Origin of the sequence: uncultured Kordia sp. (genome assembly GCF_947489565.1) — a bacterium.
GTDB lineage: Bacteria > Bacteroidota > Bacteroidia > Flavobacteriales > Flavobacteriaceae > Kordia.
Map to the genome: position 1 here is coordinate 18,209 of NZ_CANLEA010000011.1, position 16,653 is coordinate 34,861.

Genomic DNA, 16,653 nt, shown 5'->3' on the forward strand with positions numbered 1-16,653 from the left:
AAGCAAATGCATCACAGAACTTATATCACTTATATATTAGTTTTCTTCGGAATATACATGAATGCGCAAGAAATCTTAACACCAGATAATGCCATTCAGCTAACCTTAGAACATAATTACGGAATTCAAATTGCCAATAATACGGTAAAAGTTGCCGAAAATAATACCAGTATTTTAAACTCAGGATATTTACCAACGGTGACAGGAAGTGCAGGCGCAACGTATAATTTAGACAATACAGAAGCCGAATTTTCTAATGGAAATACAACCGTTTTAAATGGTGCCGAAAGTTCACGTTACAACGCATCGGTAAACCTCAACTATACGTTATTTGATGGTTTGGGCAGATTGTATAATTACAAACGATTAAAGCAACAATATCAATTGTCGGAGTTGGAAGCACGTGAAACGATTGAAAACACATTGCTACAATTATTTTCTGTGTACTATTCGGTAGCACAACTTTCTGAAAACACCAATGCCATTAAAGAGACTTTTGAAATTTCGAAAGAACGTTTGGTACGTTCAGAATATCAGTTTGAATATGGTCAAAACACAAAACTAGATGTGTTGAATGCCGAAGTTGATATTAATAATGACAGTATTACGATTGTAAATACCGTGCAACAATTGATCAACGCCAAGCGCGATTTGAATGTGATTTTAGGAAATAAATTGACACAAGATTTTAATGTAGATACGAATATTTCATTTTTGTTTCAGTTGGATAAAGAAGATTTATGGACAAAAACGCAGGCAAACAATGTTTCACTCTTGCAAGCCAATAAAAATATTGACATTAGTACGTTGGATATAAAATCGAATCGTTCGCAGTATTTACCAACCGTTGGATTGACGGGAAGTTACGGCTGGAATCGAAATAATAACAATGCAGCGGCATTCGTAGCTGTTTCTACCAATACAGGACTTTCTGGTGGCATTAATTTATCTTGGAATCTGTTTGATGGTGGAAGTACACTAACACGTGTAAAAAACGCTAAAATTGCCTTAGAAAATCAGCAATTGCAAAAAGAGCAGATTTTAATCGATTTAGAACGTAATTTCAACAATGCTTGGGACGATTATCAAAATAAAGTATTGATTTTCCAATTGCAGGAAGAAAACATTAAAACTGCACAAAATAACTTTAATCGTACCAAAGAAAAGTTCAAAATAGGACAGGTGAATTCCATTGAATTCCGACAAGCACAGCTAAACTTATTAAATGCCGAACTGAGCAGAAATCAAGCAAAATACAACGCAAAACTAGCAGAATTGGTGGTTTTACAGTTAAGTGGCGATTTGTTGAATGTGAAGTTTTGATTCTTTTTTAGACTTGGCTTTGCCTCTTAGATTGTTAGACCGCTTTGCTTTTAGAGCGGCTTCGCCTTTTGGACTTATGCTTACGCTTGTTTTTGTTTATTCGTTTTTTGTCTATTTTTCTTGAAACTTACATCAAAAATATACCTTAAAATAGAAGAAACATTGAGCGAAATTGAAATGTAATCTCGATTCTGACATTTGGAATTTGCGGAGAAGACACAACGTCACATCGAGTGGTTTTTCGTAATGAAATGGAAAAAAATTGTATCGAGATGTTCTTGTGAATTCACTTTTTCGGTATTTCAAACATCATTCTGAGCTTAAAATGAAGGATTTTTTACGTCTTTGAGAAGTTTACGACGAAGCAACCTGTTTCTAAAGTTACAGATAGCTTCACTTCTTTCGCTATGACGAACCCAAGAAGTCTAACAATCCAACAGGCGAAGCCGAATCTAAGAGGCAAAGCCAAGTCTAAGAGCAAAGCGATCTAAAAGGCGAAGCCGAGTCTAACAGCGAAGCGCATCTAACCATCTAACTCCAACTTATACCCAACGCCATGCACATTGCTTAGCTTAATATTTTCGTCGTCTTTGAGTTTTTTACGAAGTTTAGAAATATATGTATCCAAGCTTCTTCCGACAATAACACCATTGTCTTCCCATACTTTTTTGGTCAATTCGTCACGTGTAACGACTTGATTCAGGTTTTCGGAAAAAATTTGCAGCAACTCACATTCTTTTTTAGACAGATTGATTTCAGTTGCTTGTTTCACCAATTTATTTTGTGTTGGATAAAAATGGAAGCTTCCAATTGTAGCAACAGGTTCTGATGTTTCTGTACTAGTTTCGTTTGTTTTTTTCTTTCGAAAGAAGAAGAAATCCATCACAATGAAAGTCAACACAATAAAACCATATAACAAGAAAGAAATTCGTGTATACGCGGTTTTTATTTCTGTAAAGCGGATTTCTACAGTATAACAGTTTTTGGGTAAAGAACGACTTCTACAAGGAATAATAGTACTTTCTTCAATTGCTGTCTTCTGATAACTATACCCAACTTCACCATCTTCACATTGAATGACCTCAACAAGATAATTTGAAGGCAATTTTGCTTTTTGAAAACTATTTTCAACAATGGTTACTAAACTGTTAGGTTCAAAAGTCAATTGACTTTTAAAAGAAAGCTCATATTTCGAATTTCTGATTTCTTTTACGGGTAAAATTAATGAGGTACTATCATTTTCAGACAATAAAAGTTTATTTCCAACATCGCGCAATGCAATCTTTACAGTTTCAGAAAATGCTGTCTGCGCTTTGCTGGGTTTTGAAAACTGCCAAATCAGTAGCCCAATTATAATGAAAATACAATATAAATAAATCCGTTTTTTGTTCATAGCTGCTGTAAAGAACATACAATTTCGTGACTTTTTACAACTGTTGACACTTCTTTTACACTTTTTTGACACTTTTTAATACGACTCCGATCTAGTTTTACTTCGAAATCAAAAACAATCAAAAAAATGAACACACTTATTCCCTGTATCATCATGCTCTTCCATATGAACTTTACAACATACTTTGAGCAATTTTCACGAGAAGAAATCTTTCAAAAGAAAGAACCTTACGACCTACAACTTCACGTAAAACATCTAAAAGACAATACTTATCATTTAATCGTAACGATGGAATTAGCAGAAAAAACACATTATGTGTCACCGCATTCCAAAGGTGATTATATAGGTCGTTTTTATATTGATGTTGAAGAAAATACGCAACTAAAAGCAAAAGGTACACTTTTAGAAAATCCAACACCAAAGGAAACTTCTGATCCATGGACAGGAAATCCAGTAAGTTTTGTTCGCGAAAATACTAGCTACCAACAGCAATTTATAGTTACCGATACCAACGATTTTACAATTAATGGCGTCATTGGTTTTGTCATAGAACCACGCTGCACCATGGAAAACGTCAAATTTTCTATTGTAAACAAATCAGGAAAACTTAGCATTCAAAAAACAAATTAATCAAACAAATACGAAGATGAAAAAATTACTAGTTTACATTGCTTTTTTAGCAGTGACGCAAATATATGCACAGGAACAACTTCCGATCAATACTTCAAAAAGCGAGATCAAATGGTCCTGCGATTATAGCTTTTACTTTAACGGTCATTATGGATACGTAAATTTTCAAGAAGGCTATTTTATTAAAACTGGAACTGTGATTACTGGCGGCCGTTTTATCATTGATCTCAATACCATTATGGCAACCGATATGGAAGCTGAAGGCAATAAAAACTTAACGGCACATTTGAAAGATCCTGATTTTTTTGATGTGAAAAAATATCCAAAAGCAAGCTTGGTCATTACCAAAATTACCTATCACGATCCTACGCATTTTGAAGCAGAAGCCAATTTAACCATCAAAGGCATTATAAAGCCTGTAAAGTTTCAGGCGGCTCTAAATTTTGAAGAAAAAACGATGACCACTAAGTTTAAAATTGATCGTACACGTTGGGGAATTAATTATAATAGTACCATAAAAGATAGTGCAATTTCTGATGCTATTGGTTTTGAAGTACAATTAAGTTTGTAATTTGCAGTTATGAAAAATATACTATACATACTCACACTTTTTTGTACAATATCTGTATTTGGGCAAGAAGACGAAGATTATACAATTCGTTTGATTCCTCCTGATGATTCTTGGCGACAAGAAGTGATTCCGATGCCTTTAGGTTTTGCGCCTCAAATTCCGGTGAATGGTATCGAGGAAGTTCTGTTTGCCAAAGGTTGGTCAACCAAAGGTGACGACACTTTTTGGACGTATGCATTTCTTTGGAATGTAAACCAAATTGAAACACTTACTATCAATCAATTGGAATTGTATATGCAATACTATTTTGATGGTTTAATGACTGCTGTCAACAAAGATAAAGACAAGGTTGTGCCAAAAACAGAAGCATTGTTCCTCAAAAAAGAGGCTGGTTATTTTGTTGGAAAAATACAATTGTATGATGCATTTCATACCAAAGATATCATTACGCTCAACTGTACTGTAATGCAATATCAGTGTCCAAAAACGAAAAAATCAATGGTGTTATTTCATTTTTCTCCAAAGGAATTTGGACATGCTACTTGGAATAAATTACATACTGTAAAACTCAAGGAAAACCCTTGTGAAGAATAAAGAAGTATTTATGATAATAATAAAAACCTTTCCTGAATAGGAAAGGTTTTTGCCAAAGAACCAACTATTAATTACTAAGCTAATTATGAACGATTAGTTTCTTAGTAATTTGACGTGTATCCTTACCCGAAATTTTCACAATATATATTCCAGATTTTAAGTTGGCTACATCTATTTGTGTTGTTGTAGATACTGTTGTTAACACCTTTTTCCCTAAAGTTGTATATACTTCAATTTTTAAATTTTCTTCCTTAGAAGAAGCAATACGAAACGCTCCAGATGTTGTAGGATTGGGATATATTGCATAATTATTAGAAGCCTTTATAAATTCATCATTGCTTAGTGTCCCTGGATTTTCATATGCTCCTAAATCTAAGATGTTAAAAAATCGGAATTCACCTGTAACATCTTGTGAATAAGGTCCAGAACTTACACCTGCTGCTTCCAATAATGGAGATGTATTTTTAGGCATTAATCCGTCATCCAAAGTTCTCCAAATATTATCAGGTCCGCGTGGATTATCAATATCAACAAATATATCAGCCGCTGTTTGCGAAGATAAATCTGTAAAATGAGCTGAAGCATCATCAACCTCATCATAAGGCGATTGTGAATCTGAAGCGTTATACGTATTACTAGAAGACGAAGTATCTAAATCACCTGAAACATCGCCAAAAGTTCCATTATTAAAAAATACAGACGCACGTACATGATTGTCTGAGTTTAAATAGTTTTCTAAATCTAATGGCGTTTTATTTTGATTTACAAAAGTTCCGTTATATACAGTAATTTCCGAATCATCGGCTACAATGGCACTTCCACGATTAAAAGCATAATTACCATAAAACACAGGATTGTAAAAAAACACTCTACTAGAGTTTGTGATAACAACTCCGCCACCAGTTCCACCAACTCCTGAAAATAATTCAGCTCTATTACTTTCAAAAATGGCGTTGTATAGTAACGGGTTACAATTGGTCAACAACAATCCACCACCAGCATTTACGCTAATAGCTTCATTAAAAGAAAAAGTAACATTCTCAATTACAACTCTATCTGCAAATGGCGTAACTTCTGCATTTAAAAGATAAGCGCCACCGCCTCTATTCGCTTTATTTTCTTCAATAATTAAATTTCTTAATGTCGTAAAAGCATAGGTCATATATAAGCCTGCTCCTTGACCAGAGAAAAAAGTACGTCCGTCAAAACTAATAGTTACGCCGCCTTTTGCATTTCCATGGGTAATTGTAAAACCATCTAGCAACGCTTCTTTTGTGGTATTTGTAATGATAATAACATGATGGCTGTTATCACTAAAATTGGCTTGATTTCCTATTTCGCCACTTAATATTGTTGGGTTTGTTACCAGGTCTCTTTCAGACACACTCGTTTCTGTTCCTGCAAATCCACCATATAATTTTACATCTTTATTAAGATAAAAACACCAAGAACGTAAATCGCTTTGTACACTACTATCTGGAGACTCAGCAGGCTTATACGTTCCTGCAGCAACCCAAATTTCATCATTTACATTGGCAACATTTATTGCAGTTTGTAAGTTAGTATACGCATCACTCCAAGAAGTTCCATCATTAGCGCCTGTAGCATCTTCTTTTACATATATTTGACTAAAAACAATGGTAGAGCTTAAAAAACACAATAACAACAAGTAATTCTTTTTCATTATTTCAAATTTTTAAAAATTATTATTTCATGCTCTCGTAAGCTGCAAGTTGTACGTCTAATTCATTAAGATCACTATTAAAAACAGGTCTCATCTTAAAGAACCTTCCATCTTTTTGATAGTAGAATAAATAATCTTTAATTTCTTTCCCGCTAGACCCTTTCTTTTTAAAAATAACCCCAAAAACGCCATTTGAAAATTCTTTTGTTTCTATAAAATCTACAAAGTTTTTATCAGCAGAAACGGCTTCTTTTAACATCGCAAGATTGTCTGGAAATACTTTCTTAACAATTTCAGTGATGGTCACTCTTTTTGAAATGTAAAAATCGTAACGACTTAAATCGGTGTCATAATCTGCAATTTTCAAATTTTTAAATTCCATTCTCAAATCAGATTTTGGCACTGTCATTTTGATATTGTAGTTATCTAAAGTAATCTCTTCTGTTCCTGGACCACATGAAGTAGTTAGAAATGAAACTGTTAGCATTAGCGCGATTAATGACAGAAATTGTCTTGTTTTCATAGTTTATCAGTTTAATTATTTACTTTTTTGAATGAATTTGTAGTGATATACGCTTGTCCTTTTTTTAAATGATTCACTACACTTTCCATACTACTATGTCACAAATAGAAAAGTGTAACCTTATTATTTTTATTTTTCTTAAATATTAATAAGTATTGTGGTTGCATTTGAAAGAATTGAAACATATTTTTACGTATAAATTGACCAAGAAACTAGCGCTATAAAAAAAGTCTTTTCTGATATCGAAATTATTGAAGTACTCCAGCATCAACCAGCGTTGGAGTCTCAAGTTTTAAAATACCTTTATACTACGACAGATAAGTCTTTACGAGATTTTATTATCTCTAATAATGGTGATCATACTATCGCAGACGATATTCTTCAAGATGCTATTATTGTTTGGTATGAAAAAGTAAAAAATCAAGAATTTAAGTTACAAACCACTATATCTGGATATATATATACAGTAGGAAAGTATATTTGGTACAATAGACAACGGAAAAATAAGAAAATAATACCCTCAGAATTTGTGAATATTTCAGAAGATGAAGAAAATTTCACAGAACAAGATTTTGAATTGTTTCAGATTGACAAAACAAACTTGGTTGAGGAATTATTAGAGCAGATAGGAATCTCCTGTAAAAAAGTATTAATTGAGAGTATTTACATGAAGATTCCCATGCAAGAAATTGCGGTGATTAATGAGTTAAAAAATGAACAAGTAGCTCGAAATAAAAAGAGTAAATGCTTAAAAAAATTACGAAAAATAATTGAAGCTTCTTCTTATTTCAAGAATGCCTTAAAACATTTAAGAACATGAGTGCACATACCATTTCTGATAAAGAATTGATTGAAAAATTCTTGCGTGGAGAGTTACTTGATAATGAGAAACTTATTTTCAACACACGTAAAGAAGATCAGGCCTTCTTGATACTTTTGGAGGAAGCTGTCATTTCCTATCAAGGAAGATTAAATTTAAAAGAAAAACTTAAAAATATTGGTAAAGAATTAAGCACTGAAAAACCAAAAACCAATCAAAAATCATTGTATTGGATCTCTGGAATTGCAGCTTCCATATTGTTGCTTTTTAGTTTATATTTTCTTGTAAATCAACAAGTAAATTCTAGTGAGTTATTTGATACTTATTTTGAAGCATATCCTAACGCATATACTACCAAAGGAACAACCGAAGATAATACGCTTTCTAAAAAAGCTTTTGACTTTTATGATGTTGCAAAATATAAAAGTGCAGCAACCGCTTTTGAAGAAATAGCTAAAAAACGTGCTTTAAATTCTTCCGAACACTTTTATTACGGCATTTCATTACTTTCTACTGATGCCATTGAAAAAGCGAAATATCAATTTAAACAAGTTACCACCATGCATCCTTTGTATAACGAAGCACAATGGTATACATCTCTTTCCCTCATAAAACAAGACAGTTTAGCAAAAGCAAAAACTATTTTAACCCAAACCCAATCAATATTCAGTACAAGTAGAAAAATTAATGTAAAAAACCTATTGAACGAATTACCAGAATAAAAAATCACGATAAAATTTCGAATGAATACACCTTCTATGAAATCTAACTACATTTTTACAGCATTCCTTTTTTTCTTATCTATCTCTATATTGGCACAACAAAAAGAAGTTGATAGTGTCAACTATTTATTTGAAACGATTCCAAAAGCTTTTGAAAACAAAGATTATAAAAATGCCTTTGAACTTAGCGAAAAAGCAATAGCAACCTATAAAAACAACGATTCTTTAAGTGGTTTGGCAAACTTAACCTTGGGAAAAATTAAATTTGGTCAAAGACAATATGGTCCTTCAGTTCAGCATTTTAATACAGCTGTAGAACATTTTACAAAAAATGGCGAATACAAACTTGTCTACGAAGCGTATATAAACCTAGGAACTTTATATCGATTAAAACGTGATTATGCAACAGCTAGAAATTACTTTTCAAAAGCAATTGCAGTCATCAAAAAAAAGTATTCAAACAATCATGAAAATTTAATTGAGGCATACAAGGGAATACTTCGTGTTGAAAAAGAAGATCAAAATTTTGAGGCAGCACTTGAGTATGCAGATAAAGGTTTGCAAGTCATCAAAAAACTAGACAATCAAGCTCACGAAGCCATATTTCTAACGTATAAAGGAGATATCTTACAGCTGCAAAGAAACTTTGATCCTGCCATCGAAAATTACCTAAAAGCCATACAAATCAAAGAAAAATTATATGGTATTTATCATCGTGGAAATTTGGTAACCTACAACAATTTGGCAGGAGCGTATAGTCAATTGTATTATTTAGATAAAGCCATTGAATATCAAGAAAGAGTCATAGATATCAATCAAAAATTACCTCAAAATCAGCAAGTTTCATATACGTCCGCATACGGAAATTTGGCTGTGTACTATACAGAGTTTGGAACACCTGAAAAATCAATTCAATATCATAAAAAAGCTTTGGTGTATTTAAAACAAGAATTGGGAGAAGATCATTTTTTATATCCAATGCTGTATAAAAACTTTGGAGATACTTATTATGATTTGAAGGAGTATGAAAATGCGCAAAAATATTACAAAGCTTCGCTAGATTATTACTTAGACAACTCTAAAGTAGCTGATATTAACGCAACCGAAGGGTATACCAATCTTGCTTTGGTAGCAAAAAATACTAGAAATTTTGATGCTGCACAGAAATATTTACAAGCTTCCTTAAAAATATACCCTAAAAACCACTACTTAATTATTCCTTGTCAATTAGAACTCACTAATGTTTTTATTGCCCAAGAAAAATATGAATTGGCGAATGCTTACTTAGATAGCATTGCTCAAAAATTACCTCAAAAAGAACTTTCAGAGCTTAATTTTGACCAACTAAAAGACAGAAAAGAATATATAAATGCCAAAATAAACTACTATAAAAATGCTTCGTCAAACAATACAGATTCATTAATCTATTTTTACAAAAAAGCAATTGCACTCGATGATTATACCATAAAAGAATACACTACAGCACCTACAAAAGACTTTCAATTAAGCAAAGCTTTTCCTTTGTATGAAAGTTATGTAAAGCATATTGTTGAAAACAATCAAAAAGCAGAAGCAGAATCTGTATTAGAAATACTCGAAAAAACCAAAGCTAGGAGACTTACCGAAAGTTTCAATAAGGAAAAAAGCTCTATAGCAACAAAAATACCTGATAGTTTAGCAACTTTAGAACAGCAACTCAATGTAGATGTTGTTTTTTATGAAGAACAAAAAAGTCTGGAAATCAATGATCCACAACCGCAAAGCGATAGCTTGATTGGCGTTTACAATACCAAACTTTTTAAACTAAAACGACAACAAAATCAACTACAAGAAACATTTAAAAGTACATATCCTGATTACTATGATTTGATTTATAACAGAAAGGTGATCAATATCCAACAAGTGCAAAAATACCTGGGAGAAAAACAATCACTGATTGAGTATTTTGTAGGAGAGAATGACATCTTCATATTTGTAATTACAAAGAATACTTTTGAATATACAAGTGTGCCCAAAGACTTTCCTTTGAAAGAATGGGTTACACAATTACGTGAAGGTATTTACAATTATTGGGCATTGCCTAACAGTGCTGATGAGCAGCTAAAAAAATATAATACATTATACAAAGAAGTAGCTTTCAAACTGTATCAAAAATTAGTGCAACCTATTGAAAACGTACTAACAAAAGAGGTAATTATCATTCCTGATGGAGAACTAAATTTTATTCCTTTTGATGCTTTATTAACAGAAGAATCTTCAACGAATGATCTTATAAAAACACTACCATACCTGCTAAAAAAGCATCAAATTAGTTACAACTATTCGGCAACACTATTTGGGCAATTAAAAGAAAAAAGTAATTCCAAAGCTTCCAATGATGTGTTGGCTTTTGCTCCTAAATTTGGTGACGAAAAAATGGAAACAATTGCCATGCGTCGTAGTGGCTTAGGAGTATTAAAATATAATATTGAAGAAGTAGAAGCTATCAATAACTTATTCAATACAAGCATTTTTAAAAATGACCTTGCCACAAAAGCGAATTTTATTTCAAATGCAAAAGATCATAAAATAATTCACTTATCCACACACGCTAAGTCGAATGATATACAAGGAGATGATTCATTTATTGCTTTTAGTAAAAGTCATGATTCATTAGAAAATAATCAACTGTATGTTCGAGAGCTCTACAACCTAAACCTAGATGCTGATATGGTAGTTTTAAGTGCCTGCGAAACAGGTATTGGAGAATTAAAAAAAGGAGAAGGTGTTATTAGTTTGGCAAGAGCCTTTACGTATGCAGGTGCAAGAAGCACTATTACAAGCCTTTGGAATGTAAATGATGCGCAAACAACCAAATTAATGACCTTGTTTTATAACAATTTAAAGGAAGGAATGACCAAAGATGAAGCCTTGCACAAAGCAAAGTTACACTATATTGAAAGTGAAGATTTAGCGGCACCTTATTTCTGGGCAGCATTTATTCCTGCAGGGAATATGGATGCCATTCAGTTTAGTGAAAATACTCAGAAATATTATATAATTGGTGGCTGTTTGGCTTTCCTACTCTTAGGATTCGGAATCTACCAAAAAAGAAAAAAAGCAGCCTAAAATAGTTGAAAATCGCTATAAACCCAGAGAAGTTGTTTTCTCTGGGTTTTTTAATGTAAAAAAGCTTCGTAAACCAAAAACACAGTTTCATCAGAAAAAATTCGGCTTCATCAGTTTCTCGATTAAAAATGCATGCTGTCAAAATAGTTTTGTCCTGTAATTTAAAAAATCGAAAAACTCATGAAATTATATGTAAGCATTTTGTTTCTACTGTCCTTTTTTATGGCGCAAGCCCAGGACCAATATACACTTAGCGGTTATATTAAAGACAAAGCTTCTGGAGAAAGTCTTTGGGGCGTAAATATTACAGTGTCCGCTAATCAAGGAACCATCACCAACGATTATGGCTTTTATTCTATCAAATTGGCAAAAGGAACGTATAAGGTTTCTGTTACGTATTTAGGGTTTAAAACTATTGAAAAAGAAGTTGTTTTAGATAGTGACCAAAAAATTAGTTTTGAGTTGGAAGAAGATTCTGCCGAATTAGGCGAAGTTATCATTACTGCAGATAAAGCTACCAAAGCTGTACAATCTACAGAAATGAGTGTGGTGACCCTAACTTCTAAAACCATTAAAAAATTACCAACGGTTCTTGGAGAACCTGATTTATTAAAGTCAATTCAACTACTACCAGGTGTTTCAAGTGTTAATGATGCAGCTTCTGGTTTTAATGTGCGAGGCGGTTCTGCTGATCAGAATTTAATTTTATTGGATGATGCTGTTATTTATAACGCCTCGCATTTATTTGGGTTTTTCTCGGTGTTTAATACCGATGCCGTAAAAGACTTAAAACTGTATAAAGGTGGAATTCCTTCTGTGTATGGAGGAAGACTTTCTTCTGTATTAGATATCAAGCAAAAAGAAGGAAATACCAAAGACTTTAATGCGGAATTAGGCATTGGACTTATTTCGAGCAAAGGTTTGGCAGAAGGCCCAATATTTAAAGATGAAAACGGCGAAGCCAAAGGAAGTTATATGCTTGCTGGAAGAACCTCATATATTGGATTGTTTGCAGGACTTTCGGAAGAATTTAAGGATACCAAAGTTTCCTTTTACGATATCAATTTAAAAGCCAATTATAGTATCAATAAGAACAATAGAATCTTTCTTTCGGGATATTTTGGAAGAGATAATTTTGAAATTGACAACTTTTTAGGAACACGATGGGGAAATGCTACAGGAACTCTAAGATGGACAAGTGTTTTGAGTGATGACCTATTTTTGCAAACCTCAGCCATTTTTAGCAACTATGATTATAACTTAGATAATTTAAGAACTGGATCTGAATTTCGCTGGAATTCAAACATTTTAAACTACAATTTTAAACCCAGACTTACCTGGTTTATCAATGCTAACAATACCTTAAAAACCGGATTCGATTATACATACTACAACTTTCAACCAGGAGAAATAAAACCATTGAAAAACTCGTCCATCAATCCTGAAAAATTTAGAGAAAAATTCGGTGCCGAAATTGGCGCGTATGTCGATTTAAAACAGAAACTCTCTGAAAAACTGAGTCTGCAATACGGTTTTCGTATCTCAAATTTTAATCGAATCGGTAAAGATGTAATTCCAACGTATGCCACTGGAAATCCATTAACCTATGATGCTGTACAAGATATTTACCAAGAAAATGAAGTTACAGGCGAAACAGCTTTCAGCAAAGGAAAAAAGATCAAAGATTTTTATGGTTTTGAACCGCGATTCTCTGCACGTTATTTAATTAATGATAATAGCTCCGTAAAGTTTAGTTACAACCGAATGTATCAATATTTGCACCTTATTTCCAATACAACTTCTGCAACACCATTAGATGTTTGGGCGCCAAGTGGTCCTTTTTTAAAGCCACAATATTCAGATCAAATTGCTTTAGGATATTTCCAATCTTTAAAAGACAACAAATATGATTTTAATGCAGAAGTATACTATAAAAAGATGAACGATGTCACTGATTTTATTGATGGTGCCGATTTATTATTCACCAAAAGTATTGAAACAGAAGTTGCACAAGGAGAAGGACGCGCGTACGGATTTGAATTGCAAGTCAATAAAAACAAAGGAAAACTCACAGGTTGGTTGAGTTATACCTTGGCAAGAAGTGAACGCAAAGTACTAGGAATTAATAACAACCAGTTTTACGCTTCCAATAACGATCAATTGCATGAATTGAATCTTGTAGGTATGTATAAGCTAAACGATCGTTGGGAATTTGGTGGAAACTTCGTGTTTGGTTCAGGAAAACCTGTCACCTATCCAACAGGACAATATGAGCAAAACGGTATTGTTGTGGCAGATTATCAAAACAGAAATGGCGATCGATTGCCAGCCTACCACAGACTTGATGTATCTGCCACTTTGTATCCAAAAAAAGGCAATAGAGGAAAATGGATTTTTAGTTTGGCAAACCTGTACAACAGACAAAATGCGGCTTCTATTTACTTTAGAGAAGTTAGTGAACTCAACGGCGTTGAAATGTCAACAGGAACTACCGAAGCCATTAAACTCTCTTATTTTGGAATTGTTCCAAGTGTTACCTATCAATTTAAATTTTAAAAGCATCAAATCATGAAGAAACTAATTTTTAGCCTTGTCATACTTTTTATCGTAAGTTGCGAAACGGAAGTAACCAACGATATTACCTTAAACGGATCTGCGCCTCGATTAATTATTAATGGCGGAATAGAACGCAATACAACAACGCCGTTAGCCGAACAACGCATTGAGCTTACCTCAACTATTGGATTTTTAGATACTGGCGATCCAACACCAATTACAGATGCACAAGTAAGTGTTAATGATGGAACAACTAATTTTGATTTTGCGCATGTTGGAAATGGTGTGTATACAAATTCGGATATTGTAGCTACCTTAGATACTGAATATACCGTTACCATTATTTGGCAAAACGAAATGTATGTAGGTAGTGATACCTTGACAGAAGTTCCAAATTTTGACAATGTCTATGCAGAGTTTGAAGCAGAAACTTTATTTACGGATGAAGGATATTTTGTAAAATTTGATGCTACAGATCCAGCAGGAATTGAAAACTATTATTACTATAGAGTGTATAAAAATGGAGAATTTTTTATTGTGGCCGATCCAGGGAATAGTTTTACTTTGGTAGAAAGCGATGAGTTTTTTGACGGACAACAACGCGTTGGTGTAAAACCGAATGAAGAAGTCATTTTTCAAATTGGAGACACTGCCAAAGTAGAGCAATTGTCTATTACAGAAGCCTATCATGATTTCTTAGTAGAACTGTTTACGCAAACTGGGAATCAAGGACTTTCTTTTGTTGGAAATCCGCCGCCTGCGTCCATACGAAGTAATGTTTTAAACACAGATACGCCAAGTAACAGAGCTTTGGGTTATTTTTATACCGTTGATGTTGCAGAAGAAACCATAGAAATTGTGGAATAAACGAATTCAAGACCAACCTTGAAACTTTTAAATCTAGATTATTGAGTAAAAATTAGAACTAATGTTTAAAAACGGAAGAATATACATCTACGGAATTTTTGTGATGCTTATTGTAGTGTTTAACTTCATCTATGAGTTGGAGCACACAACTTTAAAAGAAGCACTACAGGAATCTATCGTTATTTTTCCTATGGGATTTTCATTTATTTGGATGATTTACAAATCCCGAAAGTTCTTAATCAATAAAGTGCTTCATTTTAAAGGTAAAATCATCAATACCTCAAATAAAATAGTACTGGGAATCATTATTTTTCTAAAAGCATTAACAATTACATTTTTAAGTGAAATAATCGTTACATTTTTCTTTGTAGATGAAGGGGAAGACACTACTGTTTTTTCAGAAGAAGTACTATTTCTAGTTACCCTTCTTGGAATTTTAGTCATTACGCTCTTTGTATATTTCTTTGAACATTATTTGGATGTCATTGAGAATAGACACAAAATGGAAATTCAGTTGTCAAAGCATAAAAGTGAAAAAATTATTTCAAAATATCTTTCACTGAAAAAGCAGCTAAATCCACATTTTCTATTCAATAGCTTTAATAGTTTATCTGCATTGATAGATTTGGATTCTCAAAAAGCAGATTCGTTTTTACAAGAACTATCTAATGTGTACAGATACAATTTAGATTACAGTGAAGAACTTGTTGTAACCGTTGAAAAAGAATTGGAGTTTATAAAGTCGTATATGGCATTGCAACGCATTCGCTTTCCTGAAAGTATCACGATTAATTATCAAATAGAAGCGGCTAAAATGAAATATTTGTTGCCTCCGATGACGCTGGAATTATTGATAGAAAACGCCATAAAGCATAATATCGTTGAAAAATCCAATCCGTTAGAAATAAACATCACTACGGAAGATGAATATATTATCATAGAAAATAATTTTCAACCCAGAACAGCTGCGGTTGACAAAGAATCGTCTTTAGGCATTGGATTAAAAAACCTAAAAAACCAATATGAGTTAATTCATATTAAAATTCCAACGTTTAACATAGAAAACGAAACGTATATTGCTCGTATTCCCTTAATACAACCCGAAATATGATGAATGCCATACTAATTGAAGACGAAGATATCGCAGCGATGAAGCTTCAAAAAATGATTCAAGATGTTGACCAAAGCATTCAAATTGTCAAAATCATTTCATCGGTAAAAGAATCTGTAGCGTATCTATCCAAACATCAACCCGATTTAATTTTTTTAGACATCAACTTGTCTGATAACAATTCGTTTGAGATTTTTAATCAGGTTTCCAACATTAAATCGAAAATTATTTTTACGACTGCTTATTCAGAATATGCCATCAAAGCATTTGAACTCAACAGCATTGATTATTTACTAAAACCCATAGCTAAAGAAGCCTTAGCACGCAGTATTCAGAAGTTAAAAGACCTAGAAAGTGAAAAAGTTCCCAGTTATACGGAATTGTTTCGAAGCTTGGAAAATAACTTTAAAAAGCGTTTTCTAGTCAAAATGAACAATTCTTTGGAAAGCATTGAAGTTGAGGATGTTGCTTATTTTTATGCAGATGAAAAAGTAACCTTTATAAAGCTTAAAAGCGGAAAAAAAATTCCGATAGACTATTCACTAAAAAAACTAGAAGAAGTCTTAAATCCAATTGATTTTTACCGAGTCAACAGAAAATATATTGTACATATATCTTCTATTAAAAAGATGTATTACTCTTCAAAATCAAAAATTGTACTGCATTTAGAACCTGCTTCTGAAGATGATACCATCACGGTTCCTATTGAAAAAGTAGGTCAATTCAAAAAATGGTTGTCTATTTAATATAA

At 32.8% G+C, this 16,653-nt stretch carries 14 protein-coding genes; 11 read left to right on the plus strand and 3 right to left on the minus strand.

Annotated elements, in window-relative coordinates:
* The first annotated feature begins 6 nt into the window (after positions 1-6).
* Positions 7-1,323 carry a TolC family protein gene (locus Q0845_RS15550; protein WP_298515038.1) on the plus strand — a complete coding sequence of 439 codons (1,317 nt, stop codon included), beginning with the start codon at positions 7-9 and terminating at the stop codon, positions 1,321-1,323.
* A gap of 523 nt (positions 1,324-1,846) precedes the next feature.
* Here the strand turns inward: Q0845_RS15550 and Q0845_RS15555 are convergent.
* On the minus strand, positions 1,847-2,734 hold the full coding sequence (locus Q0845_RS15555) for a winged helix-turn-helix domain-containing protein (protein ID WP_298515040.1): 888 nt from the start codon (positions 2,732-2,734) through the stop codon (positions 1,847-1,849).
* Between the two features lie 108 nt (positions 2,735-2,842).
* Between Q0845_RS15555 and Q0845_RS15560 the strand changes: the two genes are divergently transcribed.
* From Q0845_RS15560 to Q0845_RS15570, 3 genes are read left to right on the plus strand one after another with little or no spacing between them, the layout of a single operon-like run.
* A complete protein-coding gene (locus Q0845_RS15560) occupies positions 2,843-3,346 on the plus strand; it encodes a hypothetical protein (RefSeq protein ID WP_298515043.1) in 504 nt (167 codons plus the stop codon).
* 16 nt (positions 3,347-3,362) lie between these two features.
* The gene (locus Q0845_RS15565) at positions 3,363-3,917 is read left to right on the plus strand and encodes a YceI family protein (RefSeq protein ID WP_298515046.1); all 555 of its coding nucleotides are present in this window, start codon (positions 3,363-3,365) and stop codon (positions 3,915-3,917) included.
* Positions 3,918-3,926: 9 nt separating this feature from the next.
* Positions 3,927-4,511, plus strand: a complete 585-nt coding sequence (locus Q0845_RS15570; RefSeq protein WP_298515049.1) for a hypothetical protein — start codon at positions 3,927-3,929, stop codon at positions 4,509-4,511.
* Between the two features lie 79 nt (positions 4,512-4,590).
* On the opposite strand, the gene Q0845_RS15575 is transcribed toward Q0845_RS15570, so the two are convergent.
* Positions 4,591-6,195 carry a T9SS type A sorting domain-containing protein gene (locus Q0845_RS15575; protein WP_298515051.1) on the minus strand — a complete coding sequence of 535 codons (1,605 nt, stop codon included), beginning with the start codon at positions 6,193-6,195 and terminating at the stop codon, positions 4,591-4,593.
* A 22-nt stretch (positions 6,196-6,217) separates the two neighbouring features.
* Positions 6,218-6,718 carry a hypothetical protein gene (locus Q0845_RS15580; RefSeq protein WP_298515054.1) on the minus strand — a complete coding sequence of 167 codons (501 nt, stop codon included), beginning with the start codon at positions 6,716-6,718 and terminating at the stop codon, positions 6,218-6,220.
* A gap of 277 nt (positions 6,719-6,995) precedes the next feature.
* Between Q0845_RS15580 and Q0845_RS15585 the strand changes: the two genes are divergently transcribed.
* The 7 genes from Q0845_RS15585 to Q0845_RS15615 all read left to right on the plus strand — a co-directional run bounded on the left by Q0845_RS15585 (position 6,996) and on the right by Q0845_RS15615 (position 16,648).
* Positions 6,996-7,538: a sigma-70 family RNA polymerase sigma factor gene (locus Q0845_RS15585; RefSeq protein WP_298515057.1), complete on the plus strand. Its 543-nt coding sequence runs from the start codon at positions 6,996-6,998 to the stop codon at positions 7,536-7,538.
* Positions 7,535-8,260, plus strand: a complete 726-nt coding sequence (locus tag Q0845_RS15590; RefSeq protein WP_298515060.1) for a hypothetical protein — start codon at positions 7,535-7,537, stop codon at positions 8,258-8,260. Before Q0845_RS15585 ends, Q0845_RS15590 begins: the two co-directional genes overlap by 4 nt.
* 36 nt (positions 8,261-8,296) lie before the next feature.
* Positions 8,297-11,368 (plus strand): CHAT domain-containing protein, encoded by a 3,072-nt coding sequence (locus Q0845_RS15595; RefSeq protein WP_298515063.1) that lies wholly within the window; start codon positions 8,297-8,299, stop codon positions 11,366-11,368.
* Between the two features lie 180 nt (positions 11,369-11,548).
* Positions 11,549-13,924, plus strand: coding sequence for a TonB-dependent receptor (locus Q0845_RS15600; protein ID WP_298515066.1), 2,376 nt, complete (start codon positions 11,549-11,551; stop codon positions 13,922-13,924).
* Positions 13,925-13,936: 12 nt separating this feature from the next.
* Positions 13,937-14,791 carry a DUF4249 domain-containing protein gene (locus Q0845_RS15605; RefSeq protein WP_298515068.1) on the plus strand — a complete coding sequence of 285 codons (855 nt, stop codon included), beginning with the start codon at positions 13,937-13,939 and terminating at the stop codon, positions 14,789-14,791.
* Positions 14,792-14,852: 61 nt separating this feature from the next.
* Positions 14,853-15,902 (plus strand): sensor histidine kinase, encoded by a 1,050-nt coding sequence (locus Q0845_RS15610; protein WP_298515070.1) that lies wholly within the window; start codon positions 14,853-14,855, stop codon positions 15,900-15,902.
* Positions 15,899-16,648 carry a LytTR family DNA-binding domain-containing protein gene (locus Q0845_RS15615; protein WP_298515072.1) on the plus strand — a complete coding sequence of 250 codons (750 nt, stop codon included), beginning with the start codon at positions 15,899-15,901 and terminating at the stop codon, positions 16,646-16,648. The genes Q0845_RS15610 and Q0845_RS15615 overlap by 4 nt, the downstream gene beginning before the upstream one ends.
* Positions 16,649-16,653 lie beyond the last annotated feature (5 nt).

Coding starts and splice junctions, on each gene's coding strand:
- Q0845_RS15605 (WP_298515068.1), top strand. CDS start 13,937: ATGAAGAAACTAATTTTTAGCCTTGTCATACTTTTTATCGTAAGTTGC.
- Q0845_RS15595 (WP_298515063.1), top strand. CDS start 8,297: ATGAAATCTAACTACATTTTTACAGCATTCCTTTTTTTCTTATCTATC.
- Q0845_RS15550 (WP_298515038.1), top strand. CDS start 7: ATGCATCACAGAACTTATATCACTTATATATTAGTTTTCTTCGGAATA.
- Q0845_RS15615 (WP_298515072.1), top strand. CDS start 15,899: ATGATGAATGCCATACTAATTGAAGACGAAGATATCGCAGCGATGAAG.
- Q0845_RS15610 (WP_298515070.1), top strand. CDS start 14,853: ATGTTTAAAAACGGAAGAATATACATCTACGGAATTTTTGTGATGCTT.
- Q0845_RS15600 (WP_298515066.1), top strand. CDS start 11,549: ATGAAATTATATGTAAGCATTTTGTTTCTACTGTCCTTTTTTATGGCG.
- Q0845_RS15580 (WP_298515054.1), bottom strand. CDS start 6,718: ATGAAAACAAGACAATTTCTGTCATTAATCGCGCTAATGCTAACAGTT.
- Q0845_RS15555 (WP_298515040.1), bottom strand. CDS start 2,734: ATGTTCTTTACAGCAGCTATGAACAAAAAACGGATTTATTTATATTGT.
- Q0845_RS15565 (WP_298515046.1), top strand. CDS start 3,363: ATGAAAAAATTACTAGTTTACATTGCTTTTTTAGCAGTGACGCAAATA.
- Q0845_RS15590 (WP_298515060.1), top strand. CDS start 7,535: ATGAGTGCACATACCATTTCTGATAAAGAATTGATTGAAAAATTCTTG.
- Q0845_RS15575 (WP_298515051.1), bottom strand. CDS start 6,195: ATGAAAAAGAATTACTTGTTGTTATTGTGTTTTTTAAGCTCTACCATT.
- Q0845_RS15560 (WP_298515043.1), top strand. CDS start 2,843: ATGAACACACTTATTCCCTGTATCATCATGCTCTTCCATATGAACTTT.
- Q0845_RS15570 (WP_298515049.1), top strand. CDS start 3,927: ATGAAAAATATACTATACATACTCACACTTTTTTGTACAATATCTGTA.